The following is a 19,508-nucleotide window of genomic DNA, read 5'->3' on the forward strand; positions in this document are numbered from 1 at the left end:
CTTTTTATACCCGCCCGGCGGTCCGGGCGGCGGGATAATTATTTGGCGGCCGAAGACGAACCGTCGGCGTGCCACTTAAAGACACCAAATTCAAATCCCTTCAGATCGCCTTTCTCATCCCAGTTCAGCGGCCCAATCACGGTGTTCGCCCCGTGTGCTTTTAAATCTTTCACCAGATCCAGCGGTTCTTTGCTGCCAGTACGGTCCAGCGCGGTGGCCAGTGACTGCACGGCGGCGTAGGTGATCCAGACGTATGGACCACTTGGATCTTTCTTCTGCGCCTTGAGCGCATCCACGATAGCCTTGTTCGCCGGATCCTGGTCATAGCGTTTTGGCATCGTCACCAGCATGCCTTCAGCGGCATCCCCGGCGATGTTAGACAGGGAGGCGTTACCCACGCCTTCTGGCCCCATGAACTGGGTTTTCAGACCGACCGAGCGCGCCTGGCGCAGCATCTGGCCCATTTCCGGGTAATAACCACCGTAGTAAACGAAGTCGATATTCTCTTTTTGCAGACGGGCGATCAGCGCAGAGAAATCTTTCTCACCCGCGGTAATCCCGTCGAAGAAGACGATATTTGCGCCGCCTTTTTTCAGCCCGTCCTGAACGGAACGCGCCAGGCCTTCGCCGTACTGCTGTTTGTCATGAATAATGGCAATGCGCTGCGGTTTAACTGTCTCGAGGATGTATTTCGCCGCGGTTGGCCCCTGGGAGGAGTCCAGACCGGCGGTACGCATAATATGCTGGTAGCCGCGCTGGGTCAGCTCCGGGTTGGTGGCACCAGGGGTAATCATCAGAATACCTTCGTCTTCGTAGATATCAGACGCAGGCTGAGTGGACGATGAGCACAGATGGCCGATCACATACTGGATGCCATCGTTCACGATTTTGTTCGCCACCGCGACGGCCTGTTTTGGATCGCAGGCGTCGTCGTATTCCACGCCCACCAGCTTGTCGCCTTTGATGCCACCTTTGGCGTTGATGTCTTTAATTGCCTGACGTGCGCCGTTGAACTCCATGTCACCCCACTGGGCAACAGGCCCGGACATGGCACCGACCACCGCAACTTTAATCTCTTCCGCCATGGCTGCATGCGAGAGAGACAATGCAACCATGCCCGCGATTAACGTCTTCGCGTTCCTTTTCATCTCTGAATCCCCATTCGTGATGTCGTGTATATATTTTGTTTTATTATGGTTAAAAAGCATTCTGTACTTTTAATGCACAACGCTATTTTTACCAGTGCCTTTAATGGTTTAGCGCAGGTTTTTATCAAAAACCAGACTAAAATCTCTATTTTTCAGGCGATTAAGCAAAGATAATATTCTGAAATCAGGCAGAGATAAACAAATAAAAGTGCAGTTTGCAGCATAAAATAACGGCACAAAGCGCCGAATAAATCACTGCCATTCAGGTTAAAATTCTGCTTATTTTTCGATCCATGTGTTTTCAAACTGCACTTCGCCCTGGCAAAAAACTAATCACCTGGTAACGGGGAATAAAAAGAGGAAGCCGCTGAGCGAATAAATTGAGTACACTGCCTCTACTCAATTTGATTTGGACAAGCAGCTAATGAAACTGACTATCGTTCGTCTGGTGACCTTTAGCGACCAGGATCATATCGACCTGGGCAAGATCTGGCCGGAATATTCCCCTTCGTCGCTGAGCGTTGACGAAACCCACCGTATTTACGCCGCGCGCTTCAACGAGCGTCTGCTGGCTGCTGTGCGCGTGACGCTGAGCGGCACGGAAGGGGCGCTGGACTCTCTGCGCGTGCGCGACGTCACCCGTCGTCGCGGCGTAGGACAGTACCTGATTGAAGAAGTGATCCGTGAAAACCCGAGCATTACCTCCTGGTGGATGGCCGACGTAGGCGTGGAGGACCGTAGCGTGATGGCGGCGTTTATGCAGGCGTTAGGGTTTACGGCGCAGAAAAATGGGTGGGAGAAGCACTAGATTTGTGCGGCCTGATGCCCTCACCCCAGCCCTCTCCCACGGGGAGAGGGGGCAAACATTAAAAAAGGCAACTTACGTTGCCTTTTTGCTTTTATTTGGCGTCAGTAGCAGTACCGTTGGCATGCCAGTCAAACACGCCGAACTCGAAGCCCTTCAGATCGCCCTTCTCATCCCAGGAGAGCGGCCCCATCACGGTATCAACAGAGTTCGCTTTCAGCCAGGTGGCAATCTCAGCCGGATCGGCTGACTGGTTCAGACCCGCCTGCAGAGACTGCAGTGCTGCGTAGGTGGTCCAGACGAATGCGCCGCTTGGATCCTGTTTCTTCGCCTTAATGGCATCTACAATCGGTTTGTTCGCAGGGACCTGGTCGTAGTTCTTCGGCTTGGTCACCAGCAGGCCTTCCGCAGACTCACCGGCAATGTTAGACAGGGAAACGTTCGCCACCCCTTCCGGCCCCATGAACTGGGTTTTCAGACCCGCTGCACGAGCCTGACGCAGGATCTGCCCCATTTCCGGGTGGTAGCCACCGTAGTAAACGAAGTCGATATTCTCTTTCTTCAGACGCGCTACCAGGGTAGAGAAGTCTTTCTCACCGGCGGTGATACCATCAAAGAAGACGATGTCAGCATTCGCTTTCTTCAGGTTGTCCTGCACGGAGCGCGCCAGACCTTCACCGTACTGCTGTTTGTCATGAACGATCGCGATACGCTTCGGCTTCACTTTTTCGACAATGTATTTGGCGGCCGTTGGGCCCTGATCGGAGTCCAGACCGGTGGTGCGCAGGATCAGCTTATAGCCGCGCGACGTCAGCTCCGGTGCCGTTGCCGCCGGGGTGATCATCAGGATGCCTTCGTCTTCGTAGATATCAGACGCAGGCTGGGTGGAAGAGGAGCACAGGTGACCGATAACGTATTTGATGCCGTCGTTCACCACTTTGTTCGCCACGGCAACCGCTTGTTTCGGGTCACAGGCATCATCATATTTTACGATCTGCAGTTTTTCGCCTTTGATACCGCCCTTCGCATTAATATCGGCAACCGCCTGCTCTGCGCCCGTAAATTCCTGGTCGCCATACTGTGCTACCGGACCGGACATCGCGCCCACCACGGCCACTTTAATATCGGCCTGCGCCATGGTGCTGAATGCCAACGCGATACATCCTGCCAGTAACGCTTTACCCTTCATGTTCATCCTGAGATTCCCCATTATTATGGTTATTACGATTGTTGTGATGTTGTTGTGTAGCGCTTTATTTCAGTTATAGGTATACCAGTCGCGCTTTTTCAGCATACTCTGCTAAAACATACCCCATTTTTATGATTTTGGAATAGCAAATTTGAAATGAATATATGATAAGCCCGGCAGGAATTTCACCGGGCTTCTGGCTTTAACGAGTCAGCGACGCAGAAATAATGTCCAGCGCTTTACGGAACTGCACTTCAGGGATTGTGAGCGGATAGAGGAAACGGATGACGTTACCGTACACGCCGCAGCTCAGAAGCAGAAGGCCTTCCTGCAGGGCTCGCTCCTGAACCTGACGGGTGAATTCCGGTGACGGCAGCCCGGATTGCGGATCGTTAAACTCCACCGCCACCATTGAGCCTTGCGCGCGGATATCCGCGATATACGGACAATGTTCCTTCGCTTTGTTCAGTACTTCCACCAGATGATGACCCAGGTGCGCTGAGCGCGTGCAAAGATCGTCTTCATCAATCACGTCCAGCACGGCATGTGCGGCGGCGATCGCCAGTGGGTTACCGGCGTAGGTACCGCCCAGTCCACCAGGCGCAGGCGCGTCCATCACCTCGGCGCGGCCCGACACCGCCGAGAGCGGCATACCACCCGCCAGGCTTTTCGCCATGGTGATCAGATCCGGCTTCACGCAGTGGTGTTCCATCGAGAACAGTTTTCCGGTACGCGCAAAACCGCTTTGCACCTCGTCGGCGATCAGCAAAATACCGTGGGTATCGCACAGGGCGCGCAGGGCCTGCATAAAATCCGCCGGTGCGATATTGAAACCGCCCTCGCCCTGAACCGGTTCAATAATGATGGCTGCCACCTGGTCCGGGGCAATGTCCGCTTTGAAGATACGCTCTAGGCTTTTTAATGCCTCCGCCGTACTGACACCGTGCAGTTCATTGGGGTATTGGGCGTGATATACCGAGCCAGGAAACGGCCCGAAACCCAGCTTGTAAGGGGCAACTTCCCCCGTCAGCGCCATGGTCATCGAGGTGCGTCCATGAAAAGCACCGCCAAAGGCGATCAGGCCAGGGCGTCTGGTGTATGCGCGGGCAATTTTTACCGCGTTTTCGACGGCTTCTGCCCCCGTTGAGAAGAAGGCGGTTTTGGCCGGGCCGTCAATCGGCACACGCGCGTTGATTCGCTCGGCAAGCGACACATAGCCTTCGTACGGCACAATCTGGTACGCCGTGTGGGTGAAGGCATGAAGTTGTTTTTCAATGGCGGAAATGATTTTTGGATGGCGATGCCCGGTGTTCAGCACCGCTATTCCGGCGGCAAAGTCGATATACTCGTTGCCCTCGACGTCCCACACCGTGGCGTTTTCAGCTTTATCGGCATAGAAGTTACACATCACGCCGATGCCGCGCGGCGTCGCCTGTAAACGCCGGTCGTTCAGTTCGTTATTTTTCACCCTGTCCCCCTGAAAAAGTCGCCTGCTTAGCGCATCAGTAAGTGTTTGCCAGGGGGGAGAAATTCGCCAGAGCGGGCGCTAAAAAAACAAAACCCCCGGATTCGCATCCAGGGGCTCTCGTCATACTTCGCGGAAATTACGCTTCAATCGCGGCGCGAAGTTTTTTCATGGCGTTCTTTTCAAGCTGACGCACACGTTCAGCGGACACGCCGTAGCGGTCGGCCAGCTCCTGCAGCGTGGACTTGTTGTCTTCGTCCAGCCAGCGGGCACGGATAATATCCTGGCTACGCTCGTCAAGGCCTTCCATCGCATAGCTCAGCTTGTTCGCGGCCTGATCTTCCCAGTTGTCCTCTTCAATGCCGTCAGCAAAGTTAGAGGTCTTATCCTGCAGATACAGTACCGGCGCCATTGGCTGGCTGTCGGACGCATCGTCATCGGAAGACATGTCAAAAGTCATGTCCTGCGCGGCCATACGGGATTCCATCTCACGCACGTCTTTGCTGGAAACACCCAGCTCGCGCGCCACCATTTCTACTTCATCCTGATTGAACCAGCCCAGACGCTGCTTGGTTTTACGCAGGTTGAAGAAGAGTTTGCGTTGCGCTTTTGTCGTGGCGACTTTCACGATACGCCAGTTGCGCAGCACGTATTCGTGAATCTCTGCTTTGATCCAGTGCACAGCGAAGGAGACCAGTCGTACACCCACTTCCGGGTTAAAGCGACGTACAGCCTTCATCAGGCCGATGTTACCTTCCTGAATCAAGTCCGCCTGCGGCAGGCCATAGCCCGCATAATTACGAGCAATGTGAACAACAAAGCGCAGGTGAGACAGGATCAGCTTTTTCGCTGCTTCCAGATCGCCCTGGTAATGCAGCTTTTCAGCAAGCTCCTTTTCTTCCTCGGCCGTTAACATCGGCCAGGTGTTCGCAGCCCGGATATACGATTCCAGGTTACCAACAGGGGCTAAAGCTAAAGTTTGCATTTCTTTGGTCATTCATTCCTCTCAATGTTTCTTCTGGTCCAGGTTGTCCCCATCAGGCAACAACCATGCCAAAGCGTTTGAGCAACGAGATTAGCATTCACTCTTTTATCAGACAGTGATTTTATCCACAAGTTCCAGGTGCAACGGTGAATAAATTACGCACAAAATGTGACATGGAGATGATAACAGGGGAAGAGACAACAGGGACGCTTTCCCTGCAGAGCGAACATCTCGGTGCAGGGAAAGATTATATCACGCTTTTCTTAGTCGGGAGTAAAGTGGCGTAAATGTTGAACCGTCGCCAGCCATGCTGCCACCCAGCCAATCATGGAGCAGACCAGCAGCAGAAGAAGGCACTCATCGAACCCTAAGCCACTGATATCAAACTTAGTTCCGAAGACCTGCGCCACCTCGGTCACGGCGGAGGAGAGCCGCATCACCAAAATTTCTGACAATATCAGTGAAAGAAATGCGCCGGAAAAACCGAGCAATGCGCCGCCATAAAGGAACGGACGCAGGATGAAGCCATCCGTCGCACCAATCAGCTTTTGCACGTTGATGGTATCGCGGCGGGCGAAAATGCTCAGGCGCACGCTGTTACCGATGACGAGGAACACCGCCGCAACCATCAGCACGCCAATCATCGCCGACACGCGCCCCACCAGCCCGGTCAGTGCGGCAAGACGCGCAAACCAGCTGTCGTCCATACGCACTTCATCAATGCCTTTAATGGTAGAGATGCGGTCGCGCAGCGTATTAAGTGAATCCGTTCCCTGGAAGTCGAGCTTCGGGATCACCACCGCCACGGCCGGCAGCGGGTTCTCTTCGAGCATATCCAGCGCGCCGCCAAAGCCTGACCAGTTACGGAACTCACCCAGCGCTTCTTCGCGGGAAAGGTAGTTCACCTTCTCCACGCCCTTCTCGGCCTGGATTTGCCCCACCACCTGCGCCGCGGCGTTATCGTCGAGCGCTTTGTCCAGATAGACCGTGATCTGCGGAGACGGATAATACTGCGACGCCGCCTGATTCACGTTCTTATAGACCATATAGCAGACGCTTGGCAGCGTCAGCGAAATGGCGATAACCATCACCGTCAGGAACGTCGCCAGCGGTTTACTTTTCAGATCCTGCAACGCGCCGTGGAAGGCGTAGCGTACCTGTTCATTGAACACGTTGGTTTTGCGGGAGTTTGGCTTCGGCGCGGCTTTCGCCCGCTTCGGCGCATTACGGTTACCGTCACCGCCACCCTGCGGCTTACGGAAACGGTCAAACCGGTTCCCGAACTGCCGAATCTGGTTCATTGCATCACGCTTGTTCACCGTGGCCTCCGTGCAAATGCCCGTCGCTCAGGGTCAGCATGCGGTACGAACGGCGGGAAATGAGCCCGATGTCGTGCGTCGCCATCAATACCGTCACCCCAACGCGGTTGAATTCCTCAAACAGACGCAAAATCCCTTCAGAAAGGGCGTCGTCCAGGTTACCGGTCGGTTCATCCGCCAGCAATACCGCAGGCTTGTTCACCACCGCACGGGCAATGCCCACACGCTGCTGTTCACCGCCAGAGAGCTGGATCGGAAAGTTCTTCGCTTTGTCCAGCAGCCCGACCTTATCCAGCGCCGCAGAGACGCGACGGCGGATATCATCATAGCTGGCACCGGCAATAATCAGCGGGATCGCCACGTTATCGAAAACGGTGCGATCCATCAGCAGGTGGTGATCCTGGAAAATCATCCCGATCTGGCGACGCAGGAACGGCACTTCGCGGTTCTTAAGACGGCTAATTTCATGGCCGCTGAACCAGATTTTCCCGGCGCTTGGCCGTTCAATCCCACAGATAAGCTTGAGCAGGGTACTTTTCCCCGCGCCGGAATGGCCGGTCAGGAATGCCATCTCGCCTGGCTGCAGGTGGAAGGTCACCCCCTGCAGCGCTTGTCTCCCACCGAGATAGGCCTTGCTGACGTGTTCAAAGCGAATCATTGTTAGTCCTCTCGGGCAAATAATGCCTCAATAAAGTCGTCCGCCTTAAACGGACGCAAATCCTCAATACGCTCGCCCACACCGATGTAACGAATAGGAATGCCGAACTGATCGGCCACGGAGAAGATCACCCCGCCTTTCGCGGTGCCGTCCAGTTTGGTCAGCGTGATCCCGGTCAGTCCTACCGCTTCATGGAACAACTTCGCCTGGCTGACGGCGTTCTGTCCGGTGCTGGCATCGATGGTCAGCATAATTTCATGCGGTGCGTCTTCGTCCAGCTTCTTCATGACGCGGACGATTTTCTTCAACTCTTCCATCAGGTGCGATTTGTTCTGCAAACGCCCTGCGGTATCGGCAATCAGGACATCCACATTTCGCGACTTCGCCGCCTGGATGGCGTCAAAGATCACGGACGCGGAATCTGCACCGGTGTGCTGCGCAATCACCGGAATGTTGTTGCGCTGGCCCCACACCTGCAGCTGTTCAACCGCCGCCGCGCGGAAGGTATCACCCGCCGCCAGCATCACCGTTTTACCCTGCTGCTCGAACTGACGCGCCAGTTTGCCGATGGTGGTGGTTTTCCCGACACCGTTAACGCCAACCATCAGAATAACAAATGGCGTTTTGCCTTCAATATTAAGCGGTTCGTCAACTTTTGCGAGAATTTCACCCATCTCGTCTTTCAGCAGGCCGTACAGCGCTTCGGCGTCGCGCAGCTGTTTGCGGCTCGCCCCTTCGGTCAGGTTGGCGATGATCTTACGGGTGGTTTCCACCCCAACGTCCGCAATCAGCAACTGCTCTTCCAGCTCTTCAAACAGATCGTCGTCGATCTTTTTGCCGCGGAACAGACTGATAAATCCGGAACCTAAATTTTCTTTGGTTTTTAACAGGCTGCGTTTCAGGCGGGCAAAGAAACCTTCTTTGGTCGGTTTTTCCTGCTCCTGAACGATCTCCTCTTCGGCCTGCTCTTCCACGGGCACGACGATAACCGCTTCTTCAGCCGCCTGAGCGGCCAGCGCCTGGGCTTCCAGCTCTTCGTCGGTCAGCGCCGGCTCATGTGCCGCTTCTTCTTCCACCGCGTCGACAATTTCCACGGTTTCCGCTTCGGCCTGCCACTCTTCAGGGGAAACGTCCTCCGCTTTTACCTCTTCCGGCAGCGGCAACTCTTCATGTTCGATAACGGCCTGCGGCGCTTCAGTAACCGCTTCAACAACAGGTTCTGGCTTTTCGCTCTCCTGAACCTGTTCGGTGACCTCAACCACCTCTTCAGCAAAGGCTTCAGTCTCTTCTTTGCTGTGCGCATGCTCTTCCGCTTCGACAACCGCGGCGGTTTCTACAGGCGTTTCAGGCTGAGACTGCTCTTCAACGGCTTGTTGTTCTTCGGTTTTCTGTTCTGTTTCTTGCTCTTTTTCACCGAAACCCAGCCAGGAAAAGAAGCCACGTTTTTTTTGTTTTGCCATCTGCGACTACACTCCTCGCGGCGCTATATACATGGAAGCTAAAAAAATGATGAAATAGTCTAACACTTTACTTAATTGACATCACCGCCCGCAATCGCAGGCCAATTGTTAACAGAGCTTTCCTGAGATGAAGAAACCCAACCGCGCCCCAGCCGGTCAAATTCGTATTATCGGTGGCCAGTGGCGAGGCCGGAAACTCCCGGTGCCGGACAGCCCCGGTTTACGCCCAACCACCGACCGCGTGCGTGAAACGCTGTTTAACTGGCTGGCCCCGTCAATGGTAGACGCCCACTGCCTCGACTGCTTTGCGGGCAGCGGCGCATTAGGGCTGGAAGCCCTCTCGCGCTACGCCGCCAGCGCCACGCTGCTGGAGATGGAGCGCGGCGTCGCGCAGACGCTGCAGCAAAATCTGGCGACGCTGAAAGCCACCAACGCCAAAGTGGTGAACACCAATACGCTCAGTTTCCTCGCGCAGCCTGGCACGCCACACAACGTGGTGTTTGTCGATCCGCCGTTCCGTAAGGGGCTGCTGGAAGAGACGTTATCCCTGCTGGAAAGCAACGGCTGGCTGGCGGATGACGCGCTGATTTACGTTGAAAGCGAAGTGGAAAACGGGCTACCGCCAGTGCCGGTTCACTGGGATTTACACCGCGAAAAAGTGGCGGGTCAGGTCGCTTATCGTCTGTATCATCGTCAGGCACAAGGAGAATCCAATGCCAGTACTGATTAATCTGGGACGTTTGCTGATGCTGTGCGTCTGGGCGTTTTTACTGCTCAATCTGGTGCATCCGTTCCCGCGCCCGATGAATATCTTTGTGAACGTGGCGTTTATCTTTACCACCTTCATGCATGCCCTGCAGATGGTGATGCTGAAAAATGGCCTGCCAAAAGACGGCCCGCAGATGACCGGCTGGCAGCAGCTGCGCGTGTTTATTTTCGGCGTGTTTGAACTGCTGGTGTGGATGAAGAAGTTTAAGGCGCAGGTGAAGAAGTAAGGTGCGGTCTGATGCCCTCACCCTAACCCTCTCCCACTGGGAGAGGGGACCGTATTATTCAGCCCTGACCCCTTCAAACCGCGACCCTTTGTAACTCAGCATCCCTTTCTCACCTACCGTCAGCTGATGGTACTGCTGCGCCTCCAGGCGGAAGGTCATCTCCAGGCCGCCCGTTTCCGGCTTAAAGCTCGCTTCATAGCGCATGGTCGTTCCCGCAGGGGTAACCTGTTGCTGGCGCGATCGCCGGTCATTTAGGGGTTTTTCGCGTTTATTGCTCACCACCACGCGCTTTTGCATCAACGGCACGGCGTCGTTATCCGCTTTCTCGCGGCGCTGCTGCACAAAACGGAACGAGGCGGCAATGACGATAATAGCCACCACGATAATGAAAAACAGCGGCATCTTGCTCATTCAACAATCCCATAAGATTATGCGGAATTCAGGATACCCTGACTCCCCCGGCATTGCCAAACGCCTGCCCGCATCACTACACTGAAGATGAAACTGATTATTCAGCCTTAACAGATACAGGGAGTTAATATGCTTTGGTCATTTATCGCTGTCTGTTTTTCCGCATGGCTTTATGTCGATGCGTCATACCGCGGTCCGGCCTGGCAGCGCTGGTTGTTTAAACCCGTCACGCTGTTGCTGCTCCTGCTGCTTGCCTGGCAAGCGCCGATGTTTAACGCCATCAGCTACCTGGTCCTCGCCGGGCTGTGTGCTTCTCTGATTGGCGATGCCTTAACCCTGTTGCCGCGTCAGCGTCTGCTGTATGCCGTGGGGGCGTTCTTCCTGTCGCATCTGCTTTACACCATCTACTTTGCCAGCCAGATGACGCTATCCTTCTTCTGGCCGCTCCCGCTGGTGCTGCTGGTGATCGGCGCGCTGTTGATCGCGGTGATCTGGTCACGCCTGGAAGAGATGCGTCTGCCCGTCTGCACGTTTATTGCCATGACGCTGGTGATGGTGTGGCTGGCCGGTGAACTGTGGTTCTTCCGCCCAACCTCACAGGCGATGTCCGCTTTCTTTGGCGCGGCGCTGCTGTTAATCGGCAATATCGTCTGGCTGGGCAGCCACTATCGCCGTCGTTTCCGGGCTGATAACGCGATTGCCTCCGCCTGTTACTTTGCCGGGCACTTCCTGATTGTGCGTTCGCTGTATATCTAAATAAGCCTTGACTCTGGAGTCGACTCCAGAGTGTATGCTGCGGTTAATGAGAAAATTATCATTACCGGAGAGTGCCATGTCGACTCCAGAAACACCTAAAAAAGCCCCACAATTTTCAGCATTTAAGCTCAGCCCGGTGCCGGCGAAAGATGACTGCTGCTGTGAAGGAGCATGCGAAACGCAAAACGCGCAGCCGCTGCCTGAAAGCGGAAACCATTACAGCTGGGTGGTTGACGGCATGGATTGCGCGGCCTGCGCCCGCAAAGTCGAAAATGCGGTAAAACAGATCCCCGGCGTCAGCCACGTGCAGGTGCGCTTTGCGACCGAAAAACTGCTGGTCAGCGCCGAGAGTGACGTTAGCGAGCAGGTTGTGTCCGCCGTCAGCCAGGCCGGTTATTCCCTGCGTAGCGAAACGACCCCCGCCGAAAAAACCGCTCCGCTGCGAGAAAATCTGCCCCTTATCGCGCTCGTGATGATGATGGCCCTGAGCTGGGGTCTGGAACAGATCAACCACCCGTTTGGCAATCTGGCGTTTATCGCCACCACGCTTGTCGGGTTGTATCCCATTGCCCGTCAGGCGCTGCGGCTGATGAAAAGCGGCAGCTGGTTCGCCATCGAAACGCTGATGAGCGTGGCGGCTATCGGCGCGCTGTTCATTGGTGCCACAGCGGAAGCGGCCATGGTGCTGCTGCTGTTCTTAATTGGCGAACGTCTTGAAGGCTGGGCGGCAAGCCGGGCGCGTAAAGGGGTCAGCGCCCTGATGGCGCTTAAGCCCGAAATCGCCACACGAGTAACAGGAAACGAACGCCAGACGGTGGCCATTAACGCGCTGCGTCCGGGCGATGTGATTGAAGTCGCCGCCGGAGGGCGCCTGCCTGCGGACGGTACCCTGCTCACCGCCACCGCGAGCTTCGACGAAAGCGCCCTCACCGGGGAGTCGATTCCGGTTGAACGCACGGCCGGTGAAAAAGTACCTGCGGGCGCCACCAGTGTCGACCGTCTGGTCCAGCTCACGGTACTTTCCGAACCCGGTGACAGCGCCATCGACCGTATCCTGAAACTGATCGAAGAGGCCGAGGAGCGTCGCGCCCCCGTCGAGCGATTTATTGACCGCTTCAGCCGGATTTACACCCCCGCCATCATGCTGGTTGCCCTGCTGGTCACTATCGTTCCGCCGCTGTTCTTTGGTGCGCCGTGGGAAGGCTGGATTTACAAAGGTCTGACCCTGCTGCTGATTGGCTGTCCGTGTGCGCTGGTGATCTCCACCCCGGCGGCCATTACCTCCGGTCTGGCGGCAGCGGCACGTCGCGGTGCCCTGATAAAAGGCGGCGCGGCGCTGGAACAGTTAAGCCAGGTGCAGCAGGTGGCGTTCGATAAAACCGGCACCCTGACCGTGGGGAAACCGCAGGTCACCGGCGTGTATCCGCAGGATATCGGTGAAGATGAACTGCTTACGCTGGCCGCCGCCGTAGAGCAGGGTTCCACTCACCCGCTGGCGCAGGCGATTGTGCGTGAAGCGCAGTCGCGCGGGCTGGCAATTCCGACGGCAACGGCACAGCGGGCGCTGGTTGGGTCCGGGATTGAGGCCGACATCGACGGTAAAAAGGTGCTGATTGTCGCGGCGGGTAAGTCTTCTAACCCAGAGGTTGAGGCGTTAGAACAGACCGGACAAACTGTCGTGACCGTCATGCAGGACGGCGTCGCCAAAGGCATGCTGGCACTGCGCGATACTCTGCGTGATGATGCGAAAGAGGCCGTCGCGGCGCTCCATCAGCTGGGTGTCCAGGGTGTGATCCTCACCGGCGATAACCCGCGTGCCGCCGCCGCGATTGCCGGAGAGCTGGGGCTGGACTTTAAGGCCGGATTACTGCCTGCGGACAAGGTCAGTGCCGTGACGGAGCTGAACAGCCATGCTCCGCTGGCGATGATCGGCGACGGAATCAACGATGCGCCAGCGATGAAAGCATCCACCATCGGGATTGCCATGGGCAGCGGTACCGACGTGGCGCTGGAAACCGCCGATGCCGCGCTCACCCATAACCGCCTGACCGGGCTGGCGCAGATGATTTCCCTGGCACGCGCCACGCGCGCCAATATTCGCCAGAACATCAGCATCGCCCTGGGGCTGAAAGGGATTTTCCTCGTCACCACCCTGCTCGGCATCACCGGGCTGTGGCTGGCGGTGCTGGCGGATACCGGCGCGACGGTGCTGGTGACGGCCAACGCGCTCCGCTTACTGCGACGCAAATAACACGCAATGCACACCTGGCCGGGTAAAGCGTAACGGCAACCCGGCCTTCCCTTCTCAAAAATCTAAACCAGCGTTTCAGAAATTCACGCTTTTGTGAGGCGCTTCACCTCCGTTTTCCAGGCCATAGTGTAATTTTTAAACGTACAAAACTAAAACACCGTTTTAACACTTACCTCACTACCCTGGAGTTGACTTGATGAAAACGACCCTCAAGCCGTTACTGGCCGCTCTGTGTCTGTCTGCTTTTGCCTGCTCCGTTTCTGCGCAAACCATTAAAGCCGCCGATGTGCATCCTGAAGGCTACCCGAACGTGGTAGCCGTACAGCACATGGGGGAGAAACTCAAACAACAAACCGACGGCAAGCTGGAGATCAAGGTCTTTCCCGGCGGCGTGCTCGGGGATGAAAAGCAGATGATTGAACAGGCGCAGATGGGGGCGATCGACATGATCCGTGTCTCCATGGCTCCGGTGGCGGCGATCCTGCCCGATATCGAAGTCTTTACCCTCCCCTATGTGTTTCGCGATGAAGACCACATGCACAAAGTCATCGACGGCGATATCGGCAAGCAGATTGGCGACAAACTGACCGCCAACCCCAAATCGCGGCTGGTGTTTCTCGGCTGGATGGATTCCGGCACCCGTAACCTGATCACCAAAACGCCGATCGTCAAACCGGAGGATCTGAAAGGCAAAAAAATCCGCGTTCAGGGAAGCCCGGTGGCGCTGGCGACACTGAAAGACATGGGGGCTAACTCGGTGGCAATGGGGGTCAGTGAGGTCTACAGCGGCATGCAGACCGGCGTAATCGACGGCGCTGAGAATAATCCGCCGACCTTCATCGCCCATAACTATATGCCGATCGCCAAAAACTATACCCTCAGCGGCCACTTCATTACCCCGGAAATGCTGCTCTACTCGAAAGTGAAATGGGACAAGCTCAGCGCAGACGAACAGCAGAAAATCCTGACCCTGGCGCGTGAAGCGCAGTTCGAACAGCGCAAGCTGTGGCAGGCCTATAACGCCGAGGCGCTGGCGAAGATGAAAGCCGGTGGCGTGCAGTTCCACGAGATCGACAAATCGGTATTTATCAAAGCCACAGAGCCGGTGCGCGCGCAGTATGGCGAAAAGCATCAGGACCTGATGAAAGCCATTGCTGACGTTCAGTAAACGGAGAACGTATGTCCGAACTCTACCTGAAGTGGATGGACCGGCTGTATCTGCTCGCCATGGGCGTAGCGGGATGCGCGCTGCTGGTGATGACGGTGGTGATCCCGATTGGCATCTTCTCGCGCTATGTGCTGAATCGCGGTGAATCCTGGCCGGAGCCGATTGCCATCATCTGCATGGTGACCTTTACGTTTATCGGCGCGGCGGTGAGCTACCGTGCCGGGTCACACATCGCGGTGAACATGCTGACCGACCGACTGCCAGACATGCTGAAAACAGCGTGTGCGCGCGTGGTGGATCTGCTGATGCTGCTGATCTCGCTGATTATGTTCTGGTACAGCTACTGGCTGTGTGTCGAGCTCTGGGAGCAGCCGGTCGCCGAGTTTCCGATCCTGACGTCAGGGGAGAGTTATCTGCCGCTGCCGATTGGTTCTGCGGTGCTGATCCTGTTTGTCATTGAACGTCTGCTGTTTGGCTCACAGGAAAACCGTCCTGTGGTGCTGATCGGCAACCACAGTTAAGGGGTGAACAATGGATGCATTCGTTTTGTTATTCACCCTCGCCATTTTGCTGGCGCTGGGTATGCCGGTGGCGTTTGCCGTCGGCTTAAGCGCCGTCGCGGGCGCGTTGTGGATCGAGTTACCGCTCGAAGCGCTGATGATCCAGATCACCAGCGGGGTTAACAAATTTACCCTGCTGGCGATCCCGTTTTTCATCCTGGCGGGGGCGATCATGGCGGAAGGTGGCATCGCCCGACGGCTGGTGAATTTCGCGTATGTCTTTGTCGGTTTTATTCGCGGCGGGCTGTCGCTGGTGAATATTGTGGCCTCCACCTTTTTCGGCGCGATTTCCGGTTCATCGGTGGCGGACACGGCCTCCATTGGCAGCGTGATGATCCCGGAGATGGAGAGAAAGGGGTATCCCCGCGAGTATGCGGCGGCGGTCACCGCCAGCGGGTCGGTGCAGGCGATTTTAATCCCGCCCAGCCACAACTCGGTGATCTACTCGCTGGCCGCAGGCGGTACGGTCTCCATTGCCACGTTGTTTATCGCAGGCGTGCTGCCGGGGCTGCTGCTGGGACTGTGCCTGATGACGCTGTGTCTGTGCTTTGCCCATAAGCGCGGCTATCCAAAAGGCGAAAAGATCCCCTTTAAACAGGCGCTGAAGATTTTGCTGGACGCTCTCTGGGGGCTGATGACGGTGGTAATTATCCTCGGCGGGATCATGTCCGGGATATTCACCGCCACCGAATCCGCGGCGGTCGCCTGTCTGTGGGCATTCTTTGTCACCATGTTTATCTACCGCGACTACACGTGGAGCGAACTGCCGAAGTTGATGTGCCGGACGGTGAAAACGGTCACTATCGTAATGATCTTGATTGGCTTTGCGGCGGCGTTTGGCGCGGTGATGACCTACATGCAGTTGCCTGTGCGCATCACGGCGTTCTTCACCTCGCTCTCGGATAACAAGTACGTGATCCTGATGTACCTCAACATCATGCTGCTGCTGATTGGCACCCTGATGGATATGGCGCCGATCATTCTGATCCTGACGCCGGTGCTGTTGCCGGTGACCCAGTCGCTTGGGATCGACCCGGTCCATTTCGGGATGATCATGATGGTGAATCTGGGGATCGGGCTTATCACGCCGCCAGTGGGTTCGGTGCTGTTTGTGGCCAGTGCGGTAAGCAAGCAGAAAATCGAACATGTGGTGCGCGCGATGCTACCGTTTTACGGCATGCTGCTGCTGGTGCTGGTGCTGGTGCTGGGAATGATAACGTACATCCCGGCGATTTCGCTGTGGCTGCCGGGATTGTTAGGCATGCAGTAAGGGGGTTACCCCTTGCGGATCAAATACCGGTACGGCAGCGCTTCGGTCTGCTGTGCCACCAGTTCATGCTCCATAAAGGTACAAAAACCGGGGATATCGCGGGTGGTTGCCGGATCGTCAGCGATGATCAGCAGCGTTTCGCCGGTTTGCATATTGCGCACGGTTTTGCGCACCATCATTACCGGCTCAGGGCAGCGGAGGCCCTGCGCATCAAGGGTGTGGTCTGGAGTGGAAAACAGATCGGTCATGGTGTTCTCGGTCAGATAAAAACGGCTGTAGTTTACGCCCCGTAGCCAGCAATGCAAACCAGGTTAACGGTTGCGTAAAAACTAACCATTGCATTGTCCTGCCAAAGCAGTATCATGCTGCGGTTTTTATTGGGTTCCCTCACCCCAACGTATAAAAAGGTCACAATATGACGCCGTTTTCTGAATCGCAGCGCGTAAAAGCGTTGTTCTGGCTTTCGCTTTTTCATCTGCTGGTGATCACCTCCAGTAACTATCTGGTGCAGCTGCCGATCGCCATCTTTGGTTTCCATACCACCTGGGGCGCGTTCAGCTTCCCGTTTATTTTTCTCGCCACCGATCTGACCGTGCGTATTTTTGGCGCTCCGCTGGCTCGCCGCATTATTTTTGCGGTCATGCTGCCGGCGCTGTTCGTGTCGTACGTTATTTCCTCCCTGTTTTACATGGGGAGCTGGCAGGGCTTTGAGGCGTTAACCCACTTCAACCTGTTTGTTGCCCGAATCGCCACGGCAAGCTTTATGGCCTATGCGCTGGGGCAGATCCTCGACGTGCACGTATTTAACCGCCTGCGTCAGAATCACCGCTGGTGGATGGCCCCCACCGCCTCGACGCTGTTCGGCAACGTCAGCGATACGCTGGCCTTCTTCTTCATTGCCTTCTGGCACAGCCCGGATGCGTTTATGGCCGAACACTGGATGGAAATTGCGCTGGTGGACTACTGCTTCAAGGTGCTTATCAGCATTGTCTTCTTCCTGCCGATGTACGGCGTGCTGCTGAATATGCTGCTGAAAAGACTGGCAGATAAATCTGAAATCACAGCATTGCAGGCTGGTTAAGGGTTCGCTTTATCAGTTGTGATAAGATGGACAAATGAGCCGTTATGGCCGTTTATCGAAAGGAAGAAGTCAATGCGCAATCTGGTTAAATATGTCGGGATTGGCCTGCTGGTTGTCGGCCTTGCAGCCTGTGATAACAGCGACACGAAAACGCCTGCTCAGGGCGCGTCTGCAGAGAGCAACGCAACCGGTCAGCCGGTGAACCTGCTGGACGGTAAACTCAGCTTCTCTCTGCCAGCGGATATGACTGACCAGAGCGGCAAGCTGGGTACCCAGGCGAACAACATGCACGTCTATTCCGATGCAACCGGGCAGAAAGCGGTGATTGTGATTGTGGGCGACGATACCAGCGAAGACCTGGCCGTGCTGTCCAAACGTCTGGAAGATCAGCAGCGCAGCCGCGACCCGCAGCTGCAGGTGGTGACGAACAAGTCCATCGAACTGAAAGGCCACACGCTGCAGCAGCTGGACAGCATTATCTCTGCAAAAGGTCAGACGGCTTACTCTTCCGTGGTACTGGGTAAGGTTGATAACAAACTGCTGACCCTGCAGATCACCCTGCCAGCGGAAGATCAGCAGAAAGCGCAGACTGCCGCTGAAAACATCATCAACACCATCGTGATTCAGTAACACGTCAGGATGATGACGTGGCCTCCGGTGCCTGCACCGGGGGCCATTTTTTTAGCCGCCACGTGAGCATCAGGGCCATCACCACCAGACCCGCAGCCGCAAGATAGATAACCGGCACACCTGCCCAGGCCATGACCAGCCCTGCCAGCGGCCCGGTAATGCCCAACGACATATCCATAAACACCGTGTAGGTTGCCAGCGCCGCCCCCTGATTCTGCGGCGGCACGGCTTTCACCGCCACCACACCCAGCGCCGGGAAGACCAGCGAAAAACCGGCTCCGGCGAAGAACACGCCAACTTTTGCCATCCACGGCGCGGTCGCTATACCGGTCAGCAGCAGCCCGACAATCTCAACCGCAAAGCAGATCATCGCCACATTCAGCCCGCCCAGGCGGTTAATACCGTTCGGGAAGAGCAAACGGGCACCCACAAACGCACAGCTGAACAGGGTTAACGCAAAGGCCGCCCCATCCCAGCCTTTGGCGTCATAAAACAGCGTGATAAAGGTGGCGATCACCCCAAAGCCGGTAGTTGCCAGCGCCAGTGCCATACCATACGGCCAGACGCGCCCCAGCACTGCCCGGAACGGCAGCGGTTTACCTTTGCTGGCCTTCACTTTCGGACGCGGCAGGGCAAACAGGATCGCCACCAGCGCGACCACCATAATGGTGCCCGCCAGCCCGTACAGTCCGCCATACGCATAGCACATCACCCCAAGCGGGGCGCCAAGCGCCATTGCCCCGTAGGTGACAATGCCGTTCCAGGAGATCACCCGGCCAATGTGCGGTGCCCCGACCACGCCTACGCCCCACAGCGTCGAGCCGGTTCCTGCCAGGCTCTGCCCAATACCGAGGATCACCCGGCCCAGGCACAGCAGCACCAGGCTGACCAACGGCCAGTGGCTGGTCGTTGCCGCCAGCAGGTAACTCAGGCCACTGAGAAAACAGCCGCATAATCCTGTGATCACAATGCTCTTCGGCCCGAACAGATCCGCGTAGCGACCCGCATGCGGGCGGCTCAACAGCGTGGCGAAGTACTGCAGGCTAATCACCAGCCCCGCCCAGAATGCGCTAAACCCCATCACGTCATGCACATAGCCCGGCAACACCGCCAGCGGCAGGCCAATCGTCAGATAACTGGCAAAGTTAAAAATCACAACGGAGACAATGCGCAGATTAAGGCGTAATCCGCTTAATGCCGGTTCGGCGGCGGGTTCGGGCATGAGGTTTTACCTGGATTTTTGCAACAGTGTTTCACTATTACCACGACGCCAGCAGAAAATCAGCAGCGACTTTCAGATTAACGGTGCCAGACGAAGCGGAACCCGCGCACTACACTTAACGGGCAATCACATTAA

At 56.2% G+C, this 19,508-nt stretch carries 19 protein-coding genes and 1 pseudogene; 10 read left to right on the plus strand and 10 right to left on the minus strand.

Translation table 11 applies throughout. From position 1 onward, the window contains the following. Positions 1 to 38 precede the first annotated feature (38 nt). Complete coding sequence (gene livK, locus HX884_RS00375) at positions 39 to 1,148, minus strand: high-affinity branched-chain amino acid ABC transporter substrate-binding protein LivK (RefSeq protein ID WP_028028112.1); 1,110 nt, start codon at positions 1,146 to 1,148, stop codon at positions 39 to 41. A gap of 424 nt (positions 1,149 to 1,572) precedes the next feature. Here livK and panM point away from each other — a divergent pair, with 424 nt between their 5' ends. Then, positions 1,573 to 1,956 carry an aspartate 1-decarboxylase autocleavage activator PanM gene (gene panM / locus HX884_RS00380; RefSeq protein ID WP_178327453.1) on the plus strand — a complete coding sequence of 128 codons (384 nt, stop codon included), beginning with the start codon at positions 1,573 to 1,575 and terminating at the stop codon, positions 1,954 to 1,956. Positions 1,957 to 2,047: 91 nt separating this feature from the next. On the opposite strand, the gene livJ is transcribed toward panM, so the two are convergent. The 6 genes from livJ to ftsY form a co-directional block, all read right to left on the minus strand. After that, on the minus strand, positions 2,048 to 3,148 hold the full coding sequence (gene livJ / locus HX884_RS00385; RefSeq protein ID WP_072264484.1) for a branched chain amino acid ABC transporter substrate-binding protein LivJ: 1,101 nt from the start codon (positions 3,146 to 3,148) through the stop codon (positions 2,048 to 2,050). Positions 3,149 to 3,344: 196 nt separating this feature from the next. Continuing rightward, positions 3,345 to 4,610, minus strand: coding sequence for a 4-aminobutyrate--2-oxoglutarate transaminase (locus HX884_RS00390; protein WP_178327454.1), 1,266 nt, complete (start codon positions 4,608 to 4,610; stop codon positions 3,345 to 3,347). 136 nt (positions 4,611 to 4,746) lie between these two features. After that, complete coding sequence (gene rpoH, locus HX884_RS00395) at positions 4,747 to 5,604, minus strand: RNA polymerase sigma factor RpoH (RefSeq protein ID WP_008500093.1); 858 nt, start codon at positions 5,602 to 5,604, stop codon at positions 4,747 to 4,749. Positions 5,605 to 5,855: 251 nt separating this feature from the next. Beyond that, on the minus strand, positions 5,856 to 6,911 hold the full coding sequence (ftsX, locus tag HX884_RS00400) for a permease-like cell division protein FtsX (protein ID WP_013099139.1): 1,056 nt from the start codon (positions 6,909 to 6,911) through the stop codon (positions 5,856 to 5,858). Then, positions 6,898 to 7,569 (minus strand): cell division ATP-binding protein FtsE, encoded by a 672-nt coding sequence (gene ftsE / locus HX884_RS00405; protein WP_013099140.1) that lies wholly within the window; start codon positions 7,567 to 7,569, stop codon positions 6,898 to 6,900. The genes ftsX and ftsE overlap by 14 nt, the downstream gene beginning before the upstream one ends. A gap of 2 nt (positions 7,570 to 7,571) precedes the next feature. Continuing rightward, positions 7,572 to 9,029 carry a signal recognition particle-docking protein FtsY gene (ftsY, locus tag HX884_RS00410; RefSeq protein ID WP_023621804.1) on the minus strand — a complete coding sequence of 486 codons (1,458 nt, stop codon included), beginning with the start codon at positions 9,027 to 9,029 and terminating at the stop codon, positions 7,572 to 7,574. 127 nt (positions 9,030 to 9,156) lie between these two features. On the opposite strand from ftsY, the gene rsmD reads away from it, so the two are divergent. Both rsmD and HX884_RS00420 read left to right on the plus strand, forming a co-directional pair. Continuing rightward, entirely contained in the window at positions 9,157 to 9,759 is a 603-nt protein-coding gene (gene rsmD, locus HX884_RS00415) for a 16S rRNA (guanine(966)-N(2))-methyltransferase (RefSeq protein ID WP_029883606.1), read from the plus strand. Then, the gene (locus HX884_RS00420; protein WP_013099143.1) at positions 9,743 to 10,024 is read left to right on the plus strand and encodes a DUF1145 family protein; all 282 of its coding nucleotides are present in this window, start codon (positions 9,743 to 9,745) and stop codon (positions 10,022 to 10,024) included. Before rsmD ends, HX884_RS00420 begins: the two co-directional genes overlap by 17 nt. Positions 10,025 to 10,078: 54 nt before the next feature. Here HX884_RS00420 and HX884_RS00425 read toward each other — a convergent pair whose 3' ends face one another. After that, the gene (locus tag HX884_RS00425) at positions 10,079 to 10,435 is read right to left on the minus strand and encodes a DUF2500 domain-containing protein (protein WP_178327455.1); all 357 of its coding nucleotides are present in this window, start codon (positions 10,433 to 10,435) and stop codon (positions 10,079 to 10,081) included. Between the two features lie 129 nt (positions 10,436 to 10,564). On the opposite strand from HX884_RS00425, the gene HX884_RS00430 reads away from it, so the two are divergent. The 5 genes from HX884_RS00430 to HX884_RS00450 all read left to right on the plus strand — a co-directional run bounded on the left by HX884_RS00430 (position 10,565) and on the right by HX884_RS00450 (position 16,440). Next, entirely contained in the window at positions 10,565 to 11,191 is a 627-nt protein-coding gene (locus tag HX884_RS00430; RefSeq protein WP_013099145.1) for a lysoplasmalogenase, read from the plus strand. A 76-nt stretch (positions 11,192 to 11,267) separates the two neighbouring features. Next, the gene (zntA, locus tag HX884_RS00435) at positions 11,268 to 13,442 is read left to right on the plus strand and encodes a Zn(II)/Cd(II)/Pb(II) translocating P-type ATPase ZntA (protein ID WP_178327456.1); all 2,175 of its coding nucleotides are present in this window, start codon (positions 11,268 to 11,270) and stop codon (positions 13,440 to 13,442) included. Between the two features lie 196 nt (positions 13,443 to 13,638). Then, complete coding sequence (locus HX884_RS00440; protein WP_013099147.1) at positions 13,639 to 14,610, plus strand: TRAP transporter substrate-binding protein; 972 nt, start codon at positions 13,639 to 13,641, stop codon at positions 14,608 to 14,610. A gap of 11 nt (positions 14,611 to 14,621) precedes the next feature. Beyond that, the gene (locus HX884_RS00445) at positions 14,622 to 15,131 is read left to right on the plus strand and encodes a TRAP transporter small permease (protein WP_013099148.1); all 510 of its coding nucleotides are present in this window, start codon (positions 14,622 to 14,624) and stop codon (positions 15,129 to 15,131) included. A 10-nt stretch (positions 15,132 to 15,141) separates the two neighbouring features. Beyond that, positions 15,142 to 16,440, plus strand: a complete 1,299-nt coding sequence (locus tag HX884_RS00450; protein WP_178327457.1) for a TRAP transporter large permease — start codon at positions 15,142 to 15,144, stop codon at positions 16,438 to 16,440. Positions 16,441 to 16,445: 5 nt separating this feature from the next. Here HX884_RS00450 and tusA read toward each other — a convergent pair whose 3' ends face one another. Beyond that, on the minus strand, positions 16,446 to 16,688 hold the full coding sequence (tusA, locus tag HX884_RS00455; protein ID WP_014833603.1) for a sulfurtransferase TusA: 243 nt from the start codon (positions 16,686 to 16,688) through the stop codon (positions 16,446 to 16,448). Positions 16,689 to 16,855: 167 nt separating this feature from the next. Between tusA and HX884_RS00460 the strand changes: the two genes are divergently transcribed. Continuing rightward, on the plus strand, positions 16,856 to 17,521 hold the full coding sequence (locus tag HX884_RS00460; protein ID WP_013099151.1) for a 7-cyano-7-deazaguanine/7-aminomethyl-7-deazaguanine transporter: 666 nt from the start codon (positions 16,856 to 16,858) through the stop codon (positions 17,519 to 17,521). A gap of 72 nt (positions 17,522 to 17,593) precedes the next feature. Further along, a complete protein-coding gene (locus tag HX884_RS00465) occupies positions 17,594 to 18,151 on the plus strand; it encodes a DcrB family lipoprotein (protein WP_013099152.1) in 558 nt (185 codons plus the stop codon). 4 nt (positions 18,152 to 18,155) lie between these two features. Here the strand turns inward: HX884_RS00465 and HX884_RS00470 are convergent. Continuing rightward, a pseudogene (locus HX884_RS00470) lies at positions 18,156 to 19,408 on the minus strand (MFS transporter). Between the last annotated feature and the right edge of the window lie 100 nt (positions 19,409 to 19,508).

It is taken from the genome of Enterobacter sp. SECR19-1250 (assembly GCF_013391025.1).
Lineage (GTDB): Bacteria > Pseudomonadota > Gammaproteobacteria > Enterobacterales > Enterobacteriaceae > Enterobacter > Enterobacter cloacae.

Bases quoted from the DNA above. Each gene is read 5' to 3' on its own strand.
- HX884_RS00430 (WP_013099145.1), top strand. From the start codon at position 10,565: ATGCTTTGGTCATTTATCGCTGTCTGTTTTTCCGCATGGCTTTATGTC.
- panM (WP_178327453.1), top strand. From the start codon at position 1,573: ATGAAACTGACTATCGTTCGTCTGGTGACCTTTAGCGACCAGGATCAT.
- zntA (WP_178327456.1), top strand. From the start codon at position 11,268: ATGTCGACTCCAGAAACACCTAAAAAAGCCCCACAATTTTCAGCATTT.
- HX884_RS00425 (WP_178327455.1), bottom strand. From the start codon at position 10,435: ATGAGCAAGATGCCGCTGTTTTTCATTATCGTGGTGGCTATTATCGTC.
- rpoH (WP_008500093.1), bottom strand. From the start codon at position 5,604: ATGACCAAAGAAATGCAAACTTTAGCTTTAGCCCCTGTTGGTAACCTG.
- ftsY (WP_023621804.1), bottom strand. From the start codon at position 9,029: ATGGCAAAACAAAAAAAACGTGGCTTCTTTTCCTGGCTGGGTTTCGGT.
- livJ (WP_072264484.1), bottom strand. From the start codon at position 3,148: ATGAACATGAAGGGTAAAGCGTTACTGGCAGGATGTATCGCGTTGGCA.
- HX884_RS00450 (WP_178327457.1), top strand. From the start codon at position 15,142: ATGGATGCATTCGTTTTGTTATTCACCCTCGCCATTTTGCTGGCGCTG.
- HX884_RS00460 (WP_013099151.1), top strand. From the start codon at position 16,856: ATGACGCCGTTTTCTGAATCGCAGCGCGTAAAAGCGTTGTTCTGGCTT.
- HX884_RS00420 (WP_013099143.1), top strand. From the start codon at position 9,743: ATGCCAGTACTGATTAATCTGGGACGTTTGCTGATGCTGTGCGTCTGG.
- ftsE (WP_013099140.1), bottom strand. From the start codon at position 7,569: ATGATTCGCTTTGAACACGTCAGCAAGGCCTATCTCGGTGGGAGACAA.
- HX884_RS00445 (WP_013099148.1), top strand. From the start codon at position 14,622: ATGTCCGAACTCTACCTGAAGTGGATGGACCGGCTGTATCTGCTCGCC.
- HX884_RS00465 (WP_013099152.1), top strand. From the start codon at position 17,594: ATGCGCAATCTGGTTAAATATGTCGGGATTGGCCTGCTGGTTGTCGGC.
- tusA (WP_014833603.1), bottom strand. From the start codon at position 16,688: ATGACCGATCTGTTTTCCACTCCAGACCACACCCTTGATGCGCAGGGC.
- HX884_RS00440 (WP_013099147.1), top strand. From the start codon at position 13,639: ATGAAAACGACCCTCAAGCCGTTACTGGCCGCTCTGTGTCTGTCTGCT.
- livK (WP_028028112.1), bottom strand. From the start codon at position 1,148: ATGAAAAGGAACGCGAAGACGTTAATCGCGGGCATGGTTGCATTGTCT.
- rsmD (WP_029883606.1), top strand. From the start codon at position 9,157: ATGAAGAAACCCAACCGCGCCCCAGCCGGTCAAATTCGTATTATCGGT.